Raw genomic sequence first — 17,379 nt, forward strand, 5'->3', positions numbered from 1 at the left:
TCGGATGTTCACTCATGGCCCGCGAGGCCGGCGAAGGTGCCGCCGCGCAGCAGCAGTTCGTCATAGGTGCCGCATTCGGTGACCCGCCCGGCCTCGACGACCGCGATGCGGTCCGCGCAGCGGATCGTGCTGAGGCGATGCGCGACCACGACCCTGGTCACGCCGAGCCGGGCCACCCGTTCGGCGACCAGGTCCTGCGTGAGGTTGTCCAGCGCGCTGGTGGCCTCGTCGAGCAGCAGCACCCTGGGACGCTTGGACAGCGCCCTGGCCAGCAGCAGCCGCTGCACCTGGCCGCCGGAGAACCCGGTGTCCCCGTCGGAGAGTCTGGTGTCCAGCCCCATCGGCAGCGCGCCGATCTCCTCGGCGATCCCGGCCGCTCTGGCCGCCTCCCAGGCGTCCTCGTCGGTGGCGCCCACGGCCGCGCCGAGTATCACCGAGCGCAGATCGCCGCGGAGCGTCCGCGCGTCCTGCGGAACGAACCCGATCTGGGCCCGCAACGCGTCCAGATCCAGCTCCGCCACGTCGTGGCCGTCGTAGCTGACCCGTCCCGCATCCGGCCGGTCCAGCCCGAGTAGCAGCCGCAGCAGGGAGGACTTGCCCGCGCCTGACGGTCCGACCACCGCGAGGAACTCCCCAGGCCGCACGCTCAAGCTGATGTCCTGGAGCACCGGCGTCGTCGAATCGGGAAAGCGGAAGGTGACGCCGCTCAGTTCCAGAGCTCCGCTGAGCTTCCCAGGGACCAGCGCCCTCCGCCTGGTCTCGGGCGGCGCGGTGAGCACAGGGCGCAGCCTGTCGTGCATCGGACCGGCCGCGAACAGTGACTGTAGCGCCGGCCCCAACCGGCCCAGCGCCGCGGAGAGCTGGATCCCCGCGAACCCGACCACGATCAGAGCGTCGCCACCGCCCGCCGCCCAGGCCAGCGGCAGCAGGACGGCGAGCAGCCCGGGCTGGACCGCCGACAGCAACGCCGAGGAGAGCTCCGCGTAGCGCAGGCCGGCGGCGTCTGCCCGTTTCTGCCGCGCGAACGTCGCCCACCACCGATCGAAGACCAGTTCCTCGCGGCCGTAGGCGCGGATCTCGTCGATACCGAGCAGCGCCGGGTACATCAGCGCCTGGGCGTCCTCGACCCCAGCGAAGACCTCCTGGTCGTGGCGGTTCTGCAGCCAGGCCAGCAGCCCGAGCAACGCGCCGAGCAGAGCCATCGCAGCCAGGGCCACGATCGCGAGCAGCGGATCCACCAGCACCAGCACGACCAGCGCCAGCACGGTGAACACCGCGCCGAGCAGCACGTCCAGCGTGCCCGAGGCCAGGATGGCGCGCAGCCTGGTGATGCCGGCGACGTGCGCGGCCAGCCGGCCGGGCGAGTAGCCGCGAAAGAAGGACAGGTCGAGGCCGAGCAGCCGGTCCCAGACCGCTACCTCGACGTTCACGTGCACGTGGCTCTGCACGCTGATCAGGCTCCGGTCCCGCTGCCAGGACAGCACAGCCCCGGTGAGCACGCCGGCCAGCAGCACAGCCGTGGCCGCGACGAGCACTCCCACCTGTCCCGACGCGGTGGCACCCAGGATCGTGAGCGAGCCGATCGGCACGGCGAACCCCAGCAGACCGGCGGCCAGCGCCGTACCCAACAGGACCACCAGCCGCCCGCGCAGCCCGGCCACGGCGAAACCCAGCAGGCCCCAACCGGTCAGTCCCTGGTACGGCAGGCGTCTATGCAGCTGCCAGGCCGCCGAGGTCAGGTCTTCGGCGGCGACCGGGCGGTCGGGGTCGATCGTCCGCCCGCCGCGGACCAGCACGGGCAGGCCGTCGGCGGCGCGGATGGCCAGCAGCGGGGTGGGCGGCTGGCGGTGGAGCGCGTCCTCGACGCGGACCCGGCGGGCGCGCAGGCCGGTGGCCGACGCGGCGGCGGCAACGGGATCGGGGGAGTCAGGCGAGGTGTCCGGGAGGTCGGGTGTGCCGCCGATCAGCTCGGCGGCGTGGCACAGTGCCACGCGCGTCGTTCGCCAGTCCCCCTTCTCCGGCGATGCGGATGTGTCGGGCGCCGGTGGGGCGGTCATGCCGCGGTCTCCTCTACCAGACGCCGGTAGGGACCGTAGGAGGCAATGAGGTCGTCATGCCGACCGCTCCGCACGACCGCGCCGCCGTCGACCACCAGGATCAGGTCGGCGGAGCGCACCGTGCTCAGGCGGTGGGCGATGACCACCGTGGTGATCCCGCGCCGCCTCAGGTTGGCGTCGATGGCCGCCTCCAGCGGGCCTTCCATGGCGCTGGTGGCCTCATCGAGCACCAGGATCGACGGGTCGCGCGCCAGCGCCCTGGCCAGCGCGATGCGCTGACGCTCGCCTCCGCTGAAGTTGCGCCCGTCCTGATCGACCCTGGCTCGCCTGGCGCCGCCCCGCATCCTGGCGATGCCCGTCAGCCGGGTGTCCTCCAAAGCTCTGGTCACCGCCCGCGCGCCGATCGACGGATCGCCGAGAGTGATGTTGCCGGCCAGCGTGTCTTCGATGAGCAAGGGATGCTGGGTGACGTAGGCCAGCGAGCGGACCAGCCGGCAGCGGGGGATCTCGCCGAGCGGCTCGCCGTCCAGCCTGATCTCGCCGCCTATCGGCTGCAGCGCCCCGGTGATCAACCGCCCGAGCGTTGACTTGCCGCTGCCGGTCGCCCCGACGATCGCCACCCGGCTGCCGGGCTCGATCCGCACCGTGACGTCGTGGATCAGCGGCGGCCTGTGGAGGTCATACCCGAAGGTGACACCGTCCAGCTCGATCAGCCCGCGCAGTTTCGGCCCGGAGGGAGAGGCGGCTGGGTCCTGGTCGAAGCGGGGGTCCGTGGCGGCCTCCAGCACGTCGTCGAGCATGAGGAGCTGACCGCGCAAGCCCGCCAGCCCCAGCCCGGCGCGCGACAGCGTTCCCGCCGTCGCCATGAAGACGCCGAAGGCGGTCAGGAAGGCCATGAACTCCGCGATCGTCATGCTCGCCGTGGCCAGCCGCAACGCGCCCAGCAGCAGGACGGCCAGGCCGGTCACCGCCTCGGCGGCGCCGGCCACCGCGAGCAGGCGCCCGGTGCTCATCTGCAGCCGGTGCTGGGTGTCCACGTCGCGGGCCTGCGCCTCGGCCCAGTCGTCGAAGAAGCCGGCGGTGGTGCCCTCGGCCTTCAAGGACTCGATCATCGACAGTCCGGACATGGCGACACCGTCACGACGGGCCTGCTCCGCCGCGAGCTGCTTCTCCCGGTCGGCCGCCAGCCGCTGGGCCAACCGCAGGACGATGGCGGAGACCGCCGCGCCGAGCACCGCCGCCGCCGTCAGCGGCTGGCTCATGCCGAGCATGACCAGCAGCAGCCCGACCACGGAGAAGATCTGCACGCCCATGGGCAGCAGCCTGTTGGTCAACTCCATGGCCACCGCGTCGTTGAGCTGGGCGCGTGCGGCCAGAGCCGCGATGAACCTGCGCTGGAAGAACAGTCCGGGCAGGCGCAGCAGGGTGTGCATGAACGCGCGTGAACGCCTGGTCGCCACGGCGATCAGCAGCCGCGACAGCGCCCGCTGCTGCACCCACGTGGCGCCCAAGGCCAGCAGGGCGATGGCGCCCAGGTGCAGCGCCGCCGACGTTGGGCCCGACGCGTCCGAAAGCGCGGCCCGCACGGCGAACGCGGTGGCGAGGGTCGCACCGACGCTGGCCAGCCCGCCCAGGAGCACGAAGGCCACCGCGCCCAGGTGCGGGAGCAGCCACCTCAGCAGCGTGTTGGGCAGGGGCTCGGGGCCCTCGCGGGTGGCGAACTCGGGCGTCTTGACGAAGGTGAGCACGACACCTCCGAAGGAGGCGGCGAACTGCTCCCCGGCGAGGGTGTGGCGACCGCTCGCCGGATCGTTGACAGCGACCCTGCCGTGCCGTGTGAGGCCTTCCAGCACCACGAAATGGCCCGGATCGACCAGGGCGACGGCGGGAAGGGGGAGCGTTCGCAGGGCGTCCAGTTGTGGATGGGCGGGGTCGCCGAGACGGACCCGGTGGCCGCGTCCCGCCATGCCGTACAGGCCGGCCGCCCGCACCAGGGCGGCGGCGGAGGTGCCGTCGCGCCCCACGCCGCACGTCTCACGCAGCTCGTGCGGCGCGACGTGGCACCCGTGGTAGGCCAGGATGATCCCCAGACAGGCGGCGCCGCAGTCGCTCTCCTCCACCTGAGGGATGTGTGGGGTGCGCACCTCAACCTCCGGCGGGTTCAAACAGGGGTTCGCGTACGGCGAGGCGGAGCGGCAGCTCGGCCGGGCTGACGAACGCGATGCTGTCCCGGTAGACCGGCTCGCGCACCGCCGGCTCAAGCCCCGGCGCCCTGGTCGCCAGCCAGCGGAGCACGCTCTCGCCCTCCAGCAGCGACAGGGCGGCGCCTAGGCAGAAGTAGGGCCCGTGACCGAAGGCGAGCTGCGTGGTCTCACCCCGGTCCAGGTCGAACGCGCTCGGCCTCGAGAAGCGGCTGGGATCCAGGTTGGCGGCAGCGAACATCAGCAGAACGGTGTCGCCGGCCGCGACGCGATGCCCGCCGATCTCGATGTCGGCCGTCGCGCGCCTGGTGCCCATCGTGACCGGCGGCATGTACCTGATGCCCTCGGCGAACGCGGCCCCGGCCAGTCCGGGGTCGGCCACGACCCTGTCCCAGGCCTCTGGGTTGCGCAGCAGTGCGTAGACCGCGTTGGTGAGGCCGCTGGTCATCGTGTCCAGCCCGGTCATGAAGAGCAGAACGACCATCGCGATCAGCTCGTCGTGACCCAGTCGTCCGTCGCTCGCGAGTTGCGAGATCAGGTCGTCACCCGGCCGGGCGCGCCGCTGCCGCACGATCTTCTCGACGTAGTCCAGGACGTCGGCGACGACGGAGTTGTCGGCCTGGGGCGCCTGGCCGAGTCCTTGCAGGTTCCAGGTGGCCTGGCTGAGCTGGTCGGTGAGCGTGGTGGCCCAGGCCAGGATGCGCGGCCAGTCCGCTTGCGGCAGGTCGAGCAGCGCCGCAGTCGCCATGACCGGCAGCGGCACGCCGACCTCGGCCACGAAGTCACATTCGCCCCTGCTCAGAGCGGGCGACAGCAGACCGTCGACGATCTCGTCTATCCGCCCGCGCAATCGACCGATGGCGCGCATGCTGAACGCCCCGGCGACCAGCCGCCGCAACCGCCGATGGTCGGCCGCCGGCTGGACGGACATGAACCGCTGGAAGAGCTCGCCGAGCGCGGGCGCGGCCTCCCACATGCCTGAGGACAGTCCTGGCAGCCTGATCTCCAGACGGTCGTCGCTCGCCAGCGTGGTCACCAGGTCGAATGAGGAGAACAGCCAGACCGGGCCGAACCTGATGACCGGGTCTTCGGTGGGCAGCCTGGCGAAGAGCTCGGAGGCGGCGGGGCCGCGGGCCGCCGGATCGGTGAGGAATTGCCAGACACTTTCTGCGTTACTCATGAACATTCCCAAAGTCGTCGTGGTCTTCCGGGTCAGGTGGTCCAGCAGAATCCGCCGGTGCCCATGGTTCCGGCTGATGCGGGGCTGCCTTCGTCGATGAGTTCCTCGATGACGATTTCGCAGAGGTTGCTTTCCATTTCTTCTCCTATATGGGGTTATTTGGCGCGACGGCGTGTAGAGAGCTGGCAGACGTGTGCGAACATCGAGAGGGTTATGTGCCGATACCACGCCTGCCACTGCCGTACGGAGTAGCGGTCGAGGCCGGACTCCTCACGAGCCGTGGCGAAGAACCACTCGCCGCCCGCTGCCCTGTGTGCGGTCCTGACCAGCTCGCCGAGCGACGTGGTGGCCGGCGCGAAGCAGAGATAGGACCCGCCGTCGCGCCGCAGCAGGTGCCAGCGGGCGAACCCCGGGACCAGCGGTCCGCTGAGCGGAACCCTGGCCCATCTCCCCTCGCTCTCGGCGTGCCCCGGCGGTCGCGCGCCGCCCGCCGTTCCCAGCAGGTACGGCAGGCGGTGCTCTTCAAGCAGATCGCACAGACCCGAGCTGTCGCCGTAGGGCAGGCGCGAAACGATCCAGGTCACCGGGATCTGCGCGGCGAGCGTGCGTTCGATCATCGCCCAGGCCAGCTCGTCCTTGCTGCGGAAGCCCAGGTCGGGAGGGACGGCCGCGCGCCTGCGCCGGGCCTGGTCGGTCACCCAACTGGGCGGGAGGAACAGCTCGCGGTCGACGGCGGCGGCGCCGAATCGGCCCGCCTGGACGAGGAAGACGCCGACCTGGCAGTTGTCGACGCCGCCAAGCCCTGGACAGAACTGCTGGGCGACTCCGACCGACTGCGTTCCCTTCTTGGAGAACCCCTCCTCGGCGATGACCATGAGGGGGTGCGGGTCGCCCAGTGCCTCGACGACCAGGGTCCTGATGCTGTCGCGCATCCGGTCCTCATCCCAGCGGGCAGTGGTCAGCAGTCGCTGGCGCCCGTCGTCGCCCCCGAGGTCGGCTGCCGGTACCGGGGGAGCGCCCCCGGCCATCAAGGCCTGGATGTAGGCGTAGGCGTGCTCGCGTGGTTCGGGCCGGAAGAAGTGGCCCTCTATCCGGCGGAACATCGCGCGTGCCGCGGCGGCGGGTGACGGCATCCGCGTGACCGCGGCGTGTGGGCCGTCCGCCCATAGACCCGGCGCCTGCCGGGCAGGATTCATGTCGGCAGGTGCGGGTCGCCGGGCCAGCGCATTCAACCCATTCACCATCTGACCCCTTCAACGAAAGGTCTCAATGTGTGGGCTTTACGCTATTACCGGCCATGGTCCGCTGACCATGACGTGAATGTCACGCATTCTCTTGAAATTCCCACGTTTCGTCTCGTTACGAGGGATCACGAGTTGCAGTGACATGTGTAATGAGATAGCAAAAATGTAGACGTGTAGAAGAAATGTAGATAGCTGGGCGGAATGGGCTGGCCGGACATCCGCGAGGCCAGGGCTCACGGCGTTCCCGTACGGTGAGACCGTGAAAAGTCGTGGTGTTCCGGGATCGGTCGCGCAGTTCTCTCGGCATTGACGCGATGGTTGCCGGCCGTGCCGTGCGCTCATCGGCTGGTGACTGTGTCCGAATGCCTCGCATGAACGCGGTCGTGGAGCGGTGGGTGCAGACCTGGCGCCGCGAGCTCCTGAACCGCTGCCTGCTGGGAACGATGCGCTGCGCGAGGGCGAACATTTCTCCAACGAGCGCCTTGCGGTGGCCCCTATCGTGTACGCCGTGACAACACAGGTGATCTTGCTCAATGGTGGATCCAGCGCGGGCAAGTCCGCGATCGTCCGGAACCTGCAGGCCGTACTGCCGCAGCCCTGGCTTGCCATCGGAGGTGTCGACTCGCTGATCGGGGTGATGCCCGAATCCATGATGACATCGGAGGCCGGAATCAAGATCGCTTCCGACGGCGGCGTGACCGTCGGGCCGGAGTTCCTGAAGCTGCAGACGGCGTGGCGGGAGGGCATCGCCTCGATGGCCCGCGCTGGAGCCCGGGTCATCATCGACGACGTCCTTCTCGGGGGAGCGGAGTCCCAGCAGGAGTGGCAGAAAGTCCTCGGCGGACTCGACGTCCTGTGGGTCGGCGTCAGATGTGACGGCGCGGTGGCCGCCCAGCGCGAGCGGGCTCGGGGAGACCGCGTCCTGGGCATGGCCGAGGCCCAGGCGGAGGCGGTACACGACGGCATGGTCTATGGCCTGGAAGTGGACACCACGCGCACCGAGTCGCTGGCGTGCGCGAAGATCATCGCTGCTTACACAACCGCGAGCCGGTGAACGTTTCCGCTTGGAACCACTCATCGACCGGCGGGTCGACCTGTGGGTGCCCGAAACTCGGCCGTTGGGGCTGACCTGGGGTTTGGCGTGCTTCGGCCGCGCGATCTGACGCCGCAGCACCGCTGTCTCGTGACGCAGCACGATGATTTCCGCGTCCTCCGATGCTTGGCTGCGGCCGAGCACCATCAGCCGGCCGAACACTCGGAGCACGCTCAGACAGAGCAGGCGAACGAGCGCAAGACGCGATCTTGTCTGCACCGACGGACCCGTCAAACCACAGGTCAAAGCCATCGTGGCTGCGCTTTGACGCGGTACAGGCCGCATATTGCGTCGAACCTTTACCGGCCCCCCGTAGTCGAAGAGAGCATGATGAAGACGATGATCGGGGCCTCGCTCCTCGCCGGCGCGCTGCTGGTCTCCGGTGCCACCATGGCGGACGCCCAGACGAAGCCGACGCTGGGTCCCTACGGCTACGGTGCCGTCAAGCTCGGCATGACCGTCGAGCAGGCCATGGCGACGGGGGAGGTCGTCAAGAAGACACCGGGCGACGGTGGCTGCTCCGGCTGGGACCTGAAGAAGTCCCCGACTTCCAAGGACTCGACCGGCATCTACATCTCGCCGAAGCTGGGAGTAGCGGCCATCTTCGCCGCGAAGGGCATGACGACGCCGGAAGGCATCAAGATCGGCTCCACCACCGAGCAGTTGAAGGCGGCCTACCGGCACATCAAGAAGGACATCCACGGTTACTACGTGATCACGGTCCCCGGCAACAAGAAGGCCTACTACAGCTTCGGCGTCGCGCACAGCAAGGTCGCCGAGTACGGCATCGCCCTCAATAATCAGGACTGCTTCAACTAGCTGCTTGCAAGAGATCTTCGAGCCAGATCGTCGAGGCGCGGAGTTCGAGGCCGGCGAGATGGCTCTCGGGCGTCTTGTCGTCACGTGTGGCGATGCCGCGCCAGTCTTCAGCCGGTTGCTCAGGCGCTCGACGGCGTTCCGTTCCTGTCACGCCGGTGATCAGACTCCACAGCGCGGGGGCCGCGCTCAGCGTCTGCTCGTGACGTGCGGCCGCCCGCGCCGCGCTCGTCTGGCCGCCGGTCAGGCGGTGGCGCGTTTCCTGGACCCGCGTCGCCGGAAACGGGATGATCCTGCGATGGACTTCCGGCAGCTCGAGCGCTTTCTCGCGGTCGTGGACCACGGTGGATTCCACCGCGCGGCGGAGGTGCTCTATGTCGCGCAACCCTCGTTGTCGCAGTCAATCAAGCAGTTGGAGCGCGAGATGGGCGACGCTCTGTTCCACCGGGTCGGCCGCGGGGTGGTGCTGACCGAGGCGGGCCGGGAACTGGTCGGGCCCGCGCGGATGGCCGTCCACGCGCTGGGCCTGGCCGTCGAGTCTGTCGAGGCGGTGCGCGGGCTGCGGACCGGCCGGCTGCAGATCACGGCGATGCCGTCACAGACCATCGCCCCGCTCGCCGGGGTGATCACCCGCTTCACCGCGCAGTACCCGGGCGTTCGGGTGGTGGTCCGCGCTGGTGCCACCGCGGATGAGGTGGTGGAGGCCGTGCGTACCGGCCGGACGGAGCTGGGCCTGCTGGCCGGTGTAGGGCTCCCGGAGCGGCCCGGCGTGGGGCTGCATCCGGTCGCTCGGCAGCGCTTCGTTGTCGTGACGTCGGCCGCCGAGCCGTTCCAGACGGGTGCGCGGGTGGCGACGAGCGACCTGTCCGGCCTGCGCGTGATCGCCGGGCAGACCGGTACGGGGATGCGCGCGGTCGTCGACGCGCTGATCGAATCCGGCGTCGAGCTGACGATCGCGGTGGAGACTGAACACCGTGAGGCGATCCTGCCGTTGGTGCTCGCAGGCAGCGGCATCGCCGTTCTGGCCGAGTCGTGGCGGGAGGTCGCCGAGCGGGCGGGCGCCGTCGTCGCAGACCTCGATCCTGCTTTCCACCTTGAGGTCGCCTACGTCAGCCACGAGGGCGGGCTCGGTCCTGCATCGCGCGCGTTCCTGGATATGGCCACCGAAAGGCAGTGACGATCGGTCAGATAGGTAGCAGATATTGGACGCGACCTGGCGTGGCTGCTCGAATCGGTGCCATGCACTCTCACCGCATCGCTGTGATCCCCGGGGATGGAATCGGTGTCGAGGTGTGCGGCGCGACCCGTGCCGTCCTCGACGCCGTCGGCCGCAGGCACGCCATCGGCCTCACCTACGACGAGTTTGACTGGTCCTGCGCGCGATATTCGGCCGAGGGCGCGATGATGCCCGCCAACGGGCTCGATCTCATCCGTCACCATGACGCGATCTTCCTGGGCGCGGTGGGCGGGCCCGGTGTGGCCGATCATGTGTCGCTGTGGGGGTTGCTGATCCCGATCCGCCGGGGGTTCCAGCAGTTCGTGAACCTGCGGCCGATCCGGGCGCTCGACGGGCGGCAGGCCATCGACCTGGTGGTGGTGCGTGAGAACGTCGAGGGCGAGTACAGCGAGATCGGCGGACGCCTGTACCAGGGGACTCCGGCCGAGATGGCGGTGCAGGAGTCGGTGTTCACCAGGGTGGGGGTTACCCGTGTCGCCGACTACGCCCTGGACCTGGCCGAGCGGCGTGGCGGGCGGCTGACGTCCGCGACGAAGTCGAACGGGATCATCCACACGATGCCGTTCTGGGATGAGATCGTCGCCGAACGGGTCGCCGAGCGCCCCGCAGTGACGCTGCGCTCGGAGCACATCGACGCGCTGTGCGCCAAGCTGGTGCTCGATCCGGCTCAGTTCGACGTGATCGTCGCGTCCAACCTGTTCGGCGACATCCTGTCCGACCTCGCCGCCGCCGTCGCGGGGAGCATCGGCCTCGCGCCCGCCGCGAACATCGACCCGACGCGGGCCTACCCGTCGATGTTCGAGCCGGTCCACGGGTCGGCGCCGGACATCGCGGGCCGGGGGATCGCCAACCCGGTCGGCGCGATCTGGACGGCCACGATGATGCTCGACCATCTGGGGCACCCCGAGGCGTCGGCGAATCTCATGGCGGCCATCGAGAGCGTGTTCACCAAGACCGACGTCCGCACCCCCGACATCGGCGGCACGGCCGGCACCGAGGACATGACCCGCGCGATCATCGAAGCCCTTTGAAGGAAGGCATGAGCGTCCCGCTGCCCAGCACGTTCCAGTCACGCGCCGTCGACGTGGACGGCCTCGCCATTCACACGGTCGTCGGGGGTGACGGGCCGCCCGTGCTGCTCCTCCACGGCTACCCGCAGACGCACCTGATCTGGCACGACGTCGCCCCGGCGCTGGCGTCCCGTCACACGGTCGTGCTGACCGACCTTCGCGGGTACGGCGACAGCGCCAAGCCGGAGCCGGTCACCGACGACGTCTACTCCAAGCGGGTGATGGCCCGCGACCAGGTCGGCGTGATGCGGGAGTTGGGATTCGACCGCTTCGCCGTGGTCGGCCATGACCGAGGAGCGAGGGTGGGCCACCGGATGGCCCTCGACCATCCCGGCGCCGTCCGGGCGTTGGCCGTCCTGGACGTCGTGCCGACCCGGCACACGTTCGCGCACGCCGACGCCGCGTTCGGCCTCGGCTACTACCACTGGTTCTTCCTCGCCGCCGGCAACGGCATCCCCGAGCGGCTGATCGGCAACGATCCCGAGTTCTGGATCCGCAGCCGGATGACGGCACGGCACTCCGGCGGCGCCGCCTACGACGAGGCCGCGGTCCGGGAGTATGTCCGCTGCTTCTCCGACCCCGCCGCGATCGCCGCGTCGTGCGCCGACTACCGGGCGGCGGCCGGCGTCGATCTGGAGCATGATGAGGCCGACGCGGCGGCGGGCCGGCGCGTGCGCTGCCCGGTGCTGGCGCTGTGGGGCGAGCACAGCTTCGTCGGCCGCAACTATGACGTCCTGAAGGTCTGGCGGGAATACGCCGACCACGTCAGCGGTACGGCGCTGCCCAGCGACCATTACCTGCCGGAGGAAGCCCCGGCCCTCGTCACCGCAGAGCTAGAGGCGTTCCTGGCCAGGACCTGAGACCGGGTCCTGGCCAGGGGCCCTCAGGACCAGCGTTCCCCGCGCAGCGCCTTGCGGGCCAGCTCCAGCTCCAGCTCGATCTTGCCCACCACCCCGTCGTTGCCGACGGGTCCGTGCCCGCCCTCGAAGAAGCGCAGCAGCACGTCACCGCCGGCGGCACGCAGCCGCCGCGCGTACTCCTCGGCCTGCCGGGCCGGTGTGCGGGTGTCGTGACGCCCCTGATTGATCAGCACGGGCGCCCGCACGTCCTCGACGTAGGTCATGGGTGAGCTCAGCCGGAACCGCTCTTCGGCGAGCTCAGGCCGGCCACCCAGGAACCCGCGCCAGGCCGCCTTCAGGGCGGGGTGCATGTCCTCGTAGGCGAGCTTCCAGTCGGCGAGCGCGATGAAGGCGAACCCGCCCGCGAACAGGTCCGGGAGCCGGCCGAGCGAGAGCAGCGTCAGGAAGCCGCCGTAGGAGGAACCGGTCATGAACACGGCCGAAGGGTCGGCGATGCCCTCGTCGACCAGCCACCGCCAGGCCGCCTCGACGTCCTCCAACTCGCGGTCACCGACGGCTCCCCAGAACCCTTCGCGGAACGTCCTGCCGAAGGTGACGGAACCCCGGTAGTTCAGCGACGCGTAGGCGAAGCCCTCGGCCAGCCACGCCTGCGCGGCGGGATGGTATCCGCCCACGTCGGCGAGGTTCGGGCCGCCGTGCACCCGCAGGATCAGCGGCACCGGCCCGCTCGCGCCCTCCGGCGCCGCGACCCACAACTGCAGCGCGGTCCCGTCCTTGGAGGTGACGGTGACCGAACGCAGCGGGATCCCCGGCACGACGTTCTGCGGGGCGAGGACGCTGCGCGGCTCGCTCTCGCCACGGTCCAGGGCGAGCACCTCGAAGGGCAGGTCGGCGCGCTGGCACAGCAGCCGGATCTGACCACCGGGCCCGTAATGTGAGCCCCACTGGTTGGTCACCGCGCACGCCACCTCAGGGAAGAAGTAGGCGCCGTCAGGATGGGACACGCGCAGCAGCCGACCGGCCTGGAGGTCGTATTCGTACACGCGGTGGATGCCGCTGTCGACGTGGACGAGCAGCAGCCGGGCGCCGTCGTCGGACCAGTCGAGCGGGACGAGGTCACCCGTCAGCTCGGGCGCCTCGACGTCGGTCCGCGCACCGGTGAGGGGGTTCCACACGGCGGGCCGCGCGAACCCGGTGCGTTCCGTGCTCAGCAGCAGCCGGGGGTCTCCCGCGACCGGCGAGAACCGGACCCCGCGCACGGGCGCGAGCGGCCCGTCCGAGGCCGACGCCAGCACCGCGCCGTCGGAGGTGTCGAGCACCGTGACGGCGAAGCGGCGGATGCCGGGGTTGTGGTCCGTGGTGTCGATGCTCGCCAGCGCTCCGTCAGCGGAGACCAGGCTGTTCCAGGCCTCGTTCCTGCTGCGGTAGAGCCGGTGGGCGGCTGCGCCGGTCAGGTGATAGAGCGTGAATCCCTCGTCGTTGACCGTCGCGATGACGACCGCCGAGCCGTCGCGCGCGACGTCGATGCCGCGAAGCGTGTAAGGGGGCAGCTCGGGTGTGAGGTCGACGGGTTCGCCGTCGACCGGGTAGGACCACAGATGGCCGACCTCGCCGCCGTCCTCGTCGTGCAGCACCAGTACGGACCGTCCGTCCGCGGCGGGCAGCGGGGTCGCGACGTGCGGCGGCAGGTCCGGCACCCGCAGGGTCTCGCCGGTGGCCGGATTCCAGATGGACACCTCGGCGTCGCTGAGGCCCGCCGCGTAGATCATTTCGAGGTTGAGGTCGCCGGGACAAGGACGGATGTCCTGGATGATCGGAGTGTTGAAGCGGTCGCGCCAAGCGTCAGAGGACATTGATCAACTCCGGTTTGTGACAGGCGACGCCGTGGCCCCGCGCGTCGGTGACGAGCGGGGGGACCTCGGCGGCGCAGATCGAGCTTGCCTTCGGGCAGAGGGTCCGGAAGCGGCAGCCCGACGGGGGGTCGGTCGGGCTCGGGACGTCGCCGGTCAGGACGATCCGGCGGCGGGCGCGCTCGGCCCGCGGGTCGGGGATCGGCACCGCCGACAGCAGTGCCTGGGTGTAGGGGTGGCGGGGACGCTGGTAGAGCTCGTCCGGCGGTCCTTGCTCGACGATCCGGCCGAGATACATGACGGCCACCTCGTCGCTGGCATGCCGTACCACCGACAGGTCGTGCGCGATCAGGAGGTAGGTCAGCCCGAGCTGGTCCTGGAGGTCCTCCAGGAGGTTGATGACGCCGGCCTGGATACTGACGTCCAGCGCGCTGACCGGCTCGTCCAGCACGATCACGTCGGGCTCGACGGCGAGCGCGCGGGCGATGCCGACGCGCTGGCGCTGCCCTCCGGAGAACTCGTGCGGGAACCGTCCGGCGTGCCGGGGGTCGAGTCCGACAAGATCCAGCAGTTCGGGGACGCGCCCGGTGTCGAGGCCGTGGGTCTCGAGCGCCTCGGTGAGGATCGCCCGGACGGTCATGCGGGGGTTGAGCGAGGCGTACGGATCCTGGAAGACCATCTGGATGCGCCGCCGTGACTGACGCAACCGGGCGGACGGCAGCGCCGTGAAGTCGGTGCCGTCGAGAAGCACCTGGCCCGAGGTCGGTTCGACCAGCCGTACCAGGCACGCGGCCAGCGTGGACTTCCCGCAGCCGCTCTCCCCGACGAGCCCGAGCGTCTTGCCCCGCTCGATCCGCAGCGACACCCCGGAGACGGCCTGCACGGTGCCGGACCGGCGGCGGAACACCCCATCGCGTACCGGATAGGTCTTGACGAGGTCCGTGACCTGCAGCGCCGTCATCGCGGCCGCACCTCCTCCAGCTCAGCCGTAAGCAGGCAGGACGCCGTGTGTCCCTCGCCGATCCGGACCGGCGCCGGGACCGTCGTGTCACACAGACCGGCGCGGGCGTGCTCGCAGCGCGGATGGAACGGGCAGCCCGGCGCCCGCGAGGGCTGGCCCGGGATCTGGTAGAGCCGTTCGCCGTGGCGGGCGTCGAGCCGGGGGAGCGAGGCCAGCAAACCCCTGGTGTAGGGGTGGGCGGGCGCGTAGAAGATCGGTTCGACGGCGGCCTCCTCGGCCTTCGTGCCCGCGTACATCACCAGCACCCGGTCGGCGACGCCGGCCACCACGCCCAGGTCGTGGGTGATCAGCATGAGCGCGGTCGCCGTGCGCTGCTGGATCCGTCTGATCACGTCAAGGATCTGCGCCTGCACGGTCACGTCGAGGGCGGTCGTCGGCTCGTCGGCGATGAGCAGATCCGGTTCGTTGGCGATGCTCATCGCGATCATGACGCGCTGCCGCATGCCGCCGGACAGCTCGTGCGGGTACTGGTTCGCGCGCTTGGCGGGCGAGGGGATGCCGACCAGGTCGAGGAGCTCGACGACCCGCTCACGCAGCGCGGAGCGGGTGACCGAGGGGTCGTGCACGCTGATGGCCTCGGCGATCTGCGCGCCGACGGTGTGCACCGGCGTGAGCGCGGTCAGCGCGTCCTGGAAGATCATCGCGATGCGGCTGCCCCGCAGTGTGCGGAGTTGGGACTCGGAGCGGCCCAAGAGCTCCTCGCCGCGGAACCGGATCGACCCCGTGACGCGGGCGCGGCCGGGGAGGATCCCGAGCACCGCCATCGACGTGACGCTCTTGCCTGAGCCCGACTCGCCGACGATTCCGAGCGTCTCGCCGGGCGCGACGGAGAACGAGAGCCCGGTGACGGCCGCGACCGTGCCGCTGTCCGTGGGGAGCTGGACGGTGAGGTCGTCGACCTCCAGCAGGGCGTTCACGGGCGTGCTCCGTTCGGGTCGAAGGCGTCTCTGAGGCCGTCGCCGAGGAAGTTGATGGCCAGCGCCGTCAGGAGGATGAACAGGCCGGGGAAGTACAGCAGGTAGACCTTGCCGGTGCCGATCAGCCCGGACGCCTGGCTCAGCAGGTTGCCCCAACTGGAGTCCGGAGGCTGCACGCCGTACCCCAGGAAGGAGAGCGTCGATTCGACGATCACCGCGCTCGCCGCGCCGAGCGAGGTGCTCACGGCGATGACGCCGGTGAGGTTGGGCAGGATATGTCGCACGATGATGCGCGGCCGAGTCACGCCGAGCACGGTCGCCGCGGCGATGTACTCCTTCTCCCGCAGCGACAGCACCTGGCCGCGCACGATCCTGGCCACGGTGGTCCAGCCGATGGCCGCCAGCACCGGGACGATCACGACCGGGGAACGGCCGGCGCCCTGGAGCACGACCGCCAGGACCACGATCGCGGGCAGGACGATGAACAGGTCCGTGACCCGCATGATGATCTCGTCTGCCCAGCCGCCGAAGAAGCCCGCCGCGGCGCCCAGCGCGGTGCCCACGACGGTCGCGAGCACGGCGACGGACAGGCCGATCGCCAGCGAGATCCGCCCGGCGTAGAGGAGCTCGGTGAGGTAGTCGCGGCCCAGTTCGTCGGTGCCGAACCAGTGCGCCGCCGACGGTGGCATGGGTCCGAGTGCCAGGTTCTGGGCGCCGCGTTCGTAGGGGGCGATCAGGTCCGCCCCGAAGCAGCCGAGCAGCAGGAGCACGAGCACCGTGAGCCCGGCCACGGCCAGACGGTGGCGCAGGAACCGCCGGCGGGCCAGCTGCCACGGGGTGCGTTCTGACGAAGACGCCGCGGTCATCGGAGTCTCACTCTCGGATCGAGTACGGCGTAGGCGAGGTCGGCGAGCAGGTTGAACACGATCACGACCACCGCGATCACCAGCGTCCACGGCACGAGGACGAACACGTCGCCCGCGAGCAGGGAGTCGAGGAACAACCGGCCCATGCCCTGGATGGCGAAGATCTGCTCGGTGACGACGAGCCCGCCGAACAGCAGGCCGGCGTCCACGGCGGTGACGCTGACGAAGGGGCCGAGCGCGGTGCGCAGGGCGTGCCGCGTGACGATCCGGCGCTTCGGCACTCCCTTGGCCCGCGCGGTCCGCACGTACTCGCTGGTGAGGGCGTCGAGCATTGTCGCCCGAGTGAACCTGCTCCAGCTCGCCACCAGGCCCACGGTCAGCGTCAGCACGGGCAGCACGAGATGGCGCGCGTAGTCGAGCGGGCCGCCGCCGTCCGGGGAGTGCAGGCCCACGAAGTAGAGCGGGGGATCGGTCAGGCCGAGCAGTTCCTGCGGCCAGGCCGCGAGGATCTGGATGAGGATCAGCCCGAGCCAGAACGGCGGCATCGCGACGCCGAGGTAGGACAGCCCGGTGAAGGCCAGGTCGCCTGCGGAGTACTGCCGCACCGCCGAGTAGACGCCGACGGCCAGCGCGATCACCGCGGCGACGAGCACACCCCAGACGATCAGCTGCAGGGTGGTGCCGAGCGCGGGCAGGATCAGGCCGTGAACCGGGCCCGCCGTACGCGAGCTGACTCCCCAGTCGCCGGTGACGAACCGCGTGAGCCAGTGCCAGTACTGCACGGGGATCGACTGGTCGAGGCCGAGGCGCTCCGCCGCGCGGGCGAGCGCGCCGGGGTCGCGCCCGCCGCGCAGTTTGGCCAGCGGGTCGAAAGCGATCCTGACCGCCCAGAAGAGCAGGAAGGAGGCGATGAGTACGACGGGGACGGAGTAGAGCAGCCGCCGTGCGAGGTAGGCGAACATCGGCG

15 protein-coding genes are annotated in these 17,379 nt (G+C 70.3%); 5 read left to right on the forward strand and 10 right to left on the reverse strand.

What is annotated here, in order from left to right; all coding sequences use genetic code 11:
* Positions 1-8: 8 nt before the first annotated feature.
* The 4 genes from ABT294_RS45840 to ABT294_RS50955 form a co-directional block, all read right to left on the reverse strand.
* Positions 9-2,057, reverse strand: coding sequence for an ATP-binding cassette domain-containing protein (locus ABT294_RS45840; protein WP_350812807.1), 2,049 nt, complete (start codon positions 2,055-2,057; stop codon positions 9-11).
* Positions 2,054-4,201 (reverse strand): ATP-binding cassette domain-containing protein, encoded by a 2,148-nt coding sequence (locus ABT294_RS45845; protein ID WP_350812808.1) that lies wholly within the window; start codon positions 4,199-4,201, stop codon positions 2,054-2,056. The genes ABT294_RS45840 and ABT294_RS45845 overlap by 4 nt, the downstream gene beginning before the upstream one ends.
* Position 4,202: 1 nt before the next feature.
* Positions 4,203-5,438: a cytochrome P450 gene (locus ABT294_RS45850; protein ID WP_350812809.1), complete on the reverse strand. Its 1,236-nt coding sequence runs from the start codon at positions 5,436-5,438 to the stop codon at positions 4,203-4,205.
* 155 nt (positions 5,439-5,593) lie between these two features.
* Positions 5,594-6,571 (reverse strand): IS701 family transposase, encoded by a 978-nt coding sequence (locus ABT294_RS50955; protein ID WP_502912228.1) that lies wholly within the window; start codon positions 6,569-6,571, stop codon positions 5,594-5,596.
* 502 nt (positions 6,572-7,073) lie between these two features.
* Between ABT294_RS50955 and cpt the strand changes: the two genes are divergently transcribed.
* Both cpt and ABT294_RS45865 read left to right on the forward strand, forming a co-directional pair.
* Positions 7,074-7,736 (forward strand): chloramphenicol phosphotransferase CPT, encoded by a 663-nt coding sequence (cpt, locus tag ABT294_RS45860; RefSeq protein ID WP_350812810.1) that lies wholly within the window; start codon positions 7,074-7,076, stop codon positions 7,734-7,736.
* Positions 7,737-8,114: 378 nt separating this feature from the next.
* A complete protein-coding gene (locus ABT294_RS45865; RefSeq protein ID WP_350812811.1) occupies positions 8,115-8,594 on the forward strand; it encodes a hypothetical protein in 480 nt (159 codons plus the stop codon).
* Here ABT294_RS45865 and ABT294_RS50960 read toward each other — a convergent pair.
* A complete protein-coding gene (locus ABT294_RS50960) occupies positions 8,587-8,934 on the reverse strand; it encodes a hypothetical protein (protein WP_502912229.1) in 348 nt (115 codons plus the stop codon). The genes ABT294_RS45865 and ABT294_RS50960 overlap by 8 nt on opposite strands.
* On the opposite strand from ABT294_RS50960, the gene ABT294_RS45875 reads away from it, so the two are divergent.
* From ABT294_RS45875 to ABT294_RS45885, 3 genes are all read left to right on the forward strand, one after another.
* Positions 8,890-9,768, forward strand: coding sequence for a LysR family transcriptional regulator (locus tag ABT294_RS45875; RefSeq protein WP_350812812.1), 879 nt, complete (start codon positions 8,890-8,892; stop codon positions 9,766-9,768). The two genes, ABT294_RS50960 and ABT294_RS45875, sit on opposite strands and share 45 nt — an antisense overlap.
* Before the next feature lie 62 nt (positions 9,769-9,830).
* Positions 9,831-10,859, forward strand: coding sequence for a tartrate dehydrogenase (locus tag ABT294_RS45880; protein ID WP_350812813.1), 1,029 nt, complete (start codon positions 9,831-9,833; stop codon positions 10,857-10,859).
* Between the two features lie 8 nt (positions 10,860-10,867).
* Entirely contained in the window at positions 10,868-11,758 is an 891-nt protein-coding gene (locus ABT294_RS45885) for an alpha/beta fold hydrolase (protein WP_350812814.1), read from the forward strand.
* Positions 11,759-11,781: 23 nt separating this feature from the next.
* Here the strand turns inward: ABT294_RS45885 and ABT294_RS45890 are convergent, their stop codons facing one another.
* Genes ABT294_RS45890 through ABT294_RS45910 form a run of 5 tightly spaced genes read right to left on the reverse strand, consistent with a single transcriptional unit; the run spans position 11,782 to position 17,374 of the window.
* The gene (locus ABT294_RS45890) at positions 11,782-13,611 is read right to left on the reverse strand and encodes a S9 family peptidase (protein ID WP_350812815.1); all 1,830 of its coding nucleotides are present in this window, start codon (positions 13,609-13,611) and stop codon (positions 11,782-11,784) included.
* The gene (locus ABT294_RS45895) at positions 13,601-14,569 is read right to left on the reverse strand and encodes an ABC transporter ATP-binding protein (RefSeq protein WP_350812816.1); all 969 of its coding nucleotides are present in this window, start codon (positions 14,567-14,569) and stop codon (positions 13,601-13,603) included. The genes ABT294_RS45890 and ABT294_RS45895 overlap by 11 nt, the downstream gene beginning before the upstream one ends.
* A complete protein-coding gene (locus ABT294_RS45900) occupies positions 14,566-15,546 on the reverse strand; it encodes an ABC transporter ATP-binding protein (protein WP_350812817.1) in 981 nt (326 codons plus the stop codon). The genes ABT294_RS45895 and ABT294_RS45900 overlap by 4 nt, the downstream gene beginning before the upstream one ends.
* Positions 15,543-16,412 (reverse strand): ABC transporter permease, encoded by an 870-nt coding sequence (locus ABT294_RS45905; protein ID WP_350812818.1) that lies wholly within the window; start codon positions 16,410-16,412, stop codon positions 15,543-15,545. The genes ABT294_RS45900 and ABT294_RS45905 overlap by 4 nt, the downstream gene beginning before the upstream one ends.
* Positions 16,409-17,374, reverse strand: a complete 966-nt coding sequence (locus tag ABT294_RS45910; RefSeq protein ID WP_192791940.1) for an ABC transporter permease — start codon at positions 17,372-17,374, stop codon at positions 16,409-16,411. The genes ABT294_RS45905 and ABT294_RS45910 overlap by 4 nt, the downstream gene beginning before the upstream one ends.
* Positions 17,375-17,379 lie beyond the last annotated feature (5 nt).

The sequence above is a fragment of the Nonomuraea sp. NPDC000554 genome (assembly GCF_040300065.1).
GTDB lineage: Bacteria > Actinomycetota > Actinomycetes > Streptosporangiales > Streptosporangiaceae > Nonomuraea.

Excerpts from the sequence above, each read along its gene's own strand:
- ABT294_RS45890 (WP_350812815.1), bottom strand. The coding sequence starts at position 13,611 with ATGTCCTCTGACGCTTGGCGCGACCGCTTCAACACTCCGATCATCCAG.
- ABT294_RS45840 (WP_350812807.1), bottom strand. The coding sequence starts at position 2,057 with ATGACCGCCCCACCGGCGCCCGACACATCCGCATCGCCGGAGAAGGGG.
- ABT294_RS45875 (WP_350812812.1), top strand. The coding sequence starts at position 8,890 with ATGGACTTCCGGCAGCTCGAGCGCTTTCTCGCGGTCGTGGACCACGGT.
- ABT294_RS45850 (WP_350812809.1), bottom strand. The coding sequence starts at position 5,438 with ATGAGTAACGCAGAAAGTGTCTGGCAATTCCTCACCGATCCGGCGGCC.
- ABT294_RS50955 (WP_502912228.1), bottom strand. The coding sequence starts at position 6,571 with ATGCCGTCACCCGCCGCCGCGGCACGCGCGATGTTCCGCCGGATAGAG.
- ABT294_RS45905 (WP_350812818.1), bottom strand. The coding sequence starts at position 16,412 with ATGACCGCGGCGTCTTCGTCAGAACGCACCCCGTGGCAGCTGGCCCGC.
- ABT294_RS45885 (WP_350812814.1), top strand. The coding sequence starts at position 10,868 with ATGAGCGTCCCGCTGCCCAGCACGTTCCAGTCACGCGCCGTCGACGTG.
- ABT294_RS45880 (WP_350812813.1), top strand. The coding sequence starts at position 9,831 with ATGCACTCTCACCGCATCGCTGTGATCCCCGGGGATGGAATCGGTGTC.
- ABT294_RS45910 (WP_192791940.1), bottom strand. The coding sequence starts at position 17,374 with ATGTTCGCCTACCTCGCACGGCGGCTGCTCTACTCCGTCCCCGTCGTA.
- ABT294_RS45865 (WP_350812811.1), top strand. The coding sequence starts at position 8,115 with ATGATCGGGGCCTCGCTCCTCGCCGGCGCGCTGCTGGTCTCCGGTGCC.
- ABT294_RS45895 (WP_350812816.1), bottom strand. The coding sequence starts at position 14,569 with ATGACGGCGCTGCAGGTCACGGACCTCGTCAAGACCTATCCGGTACGC.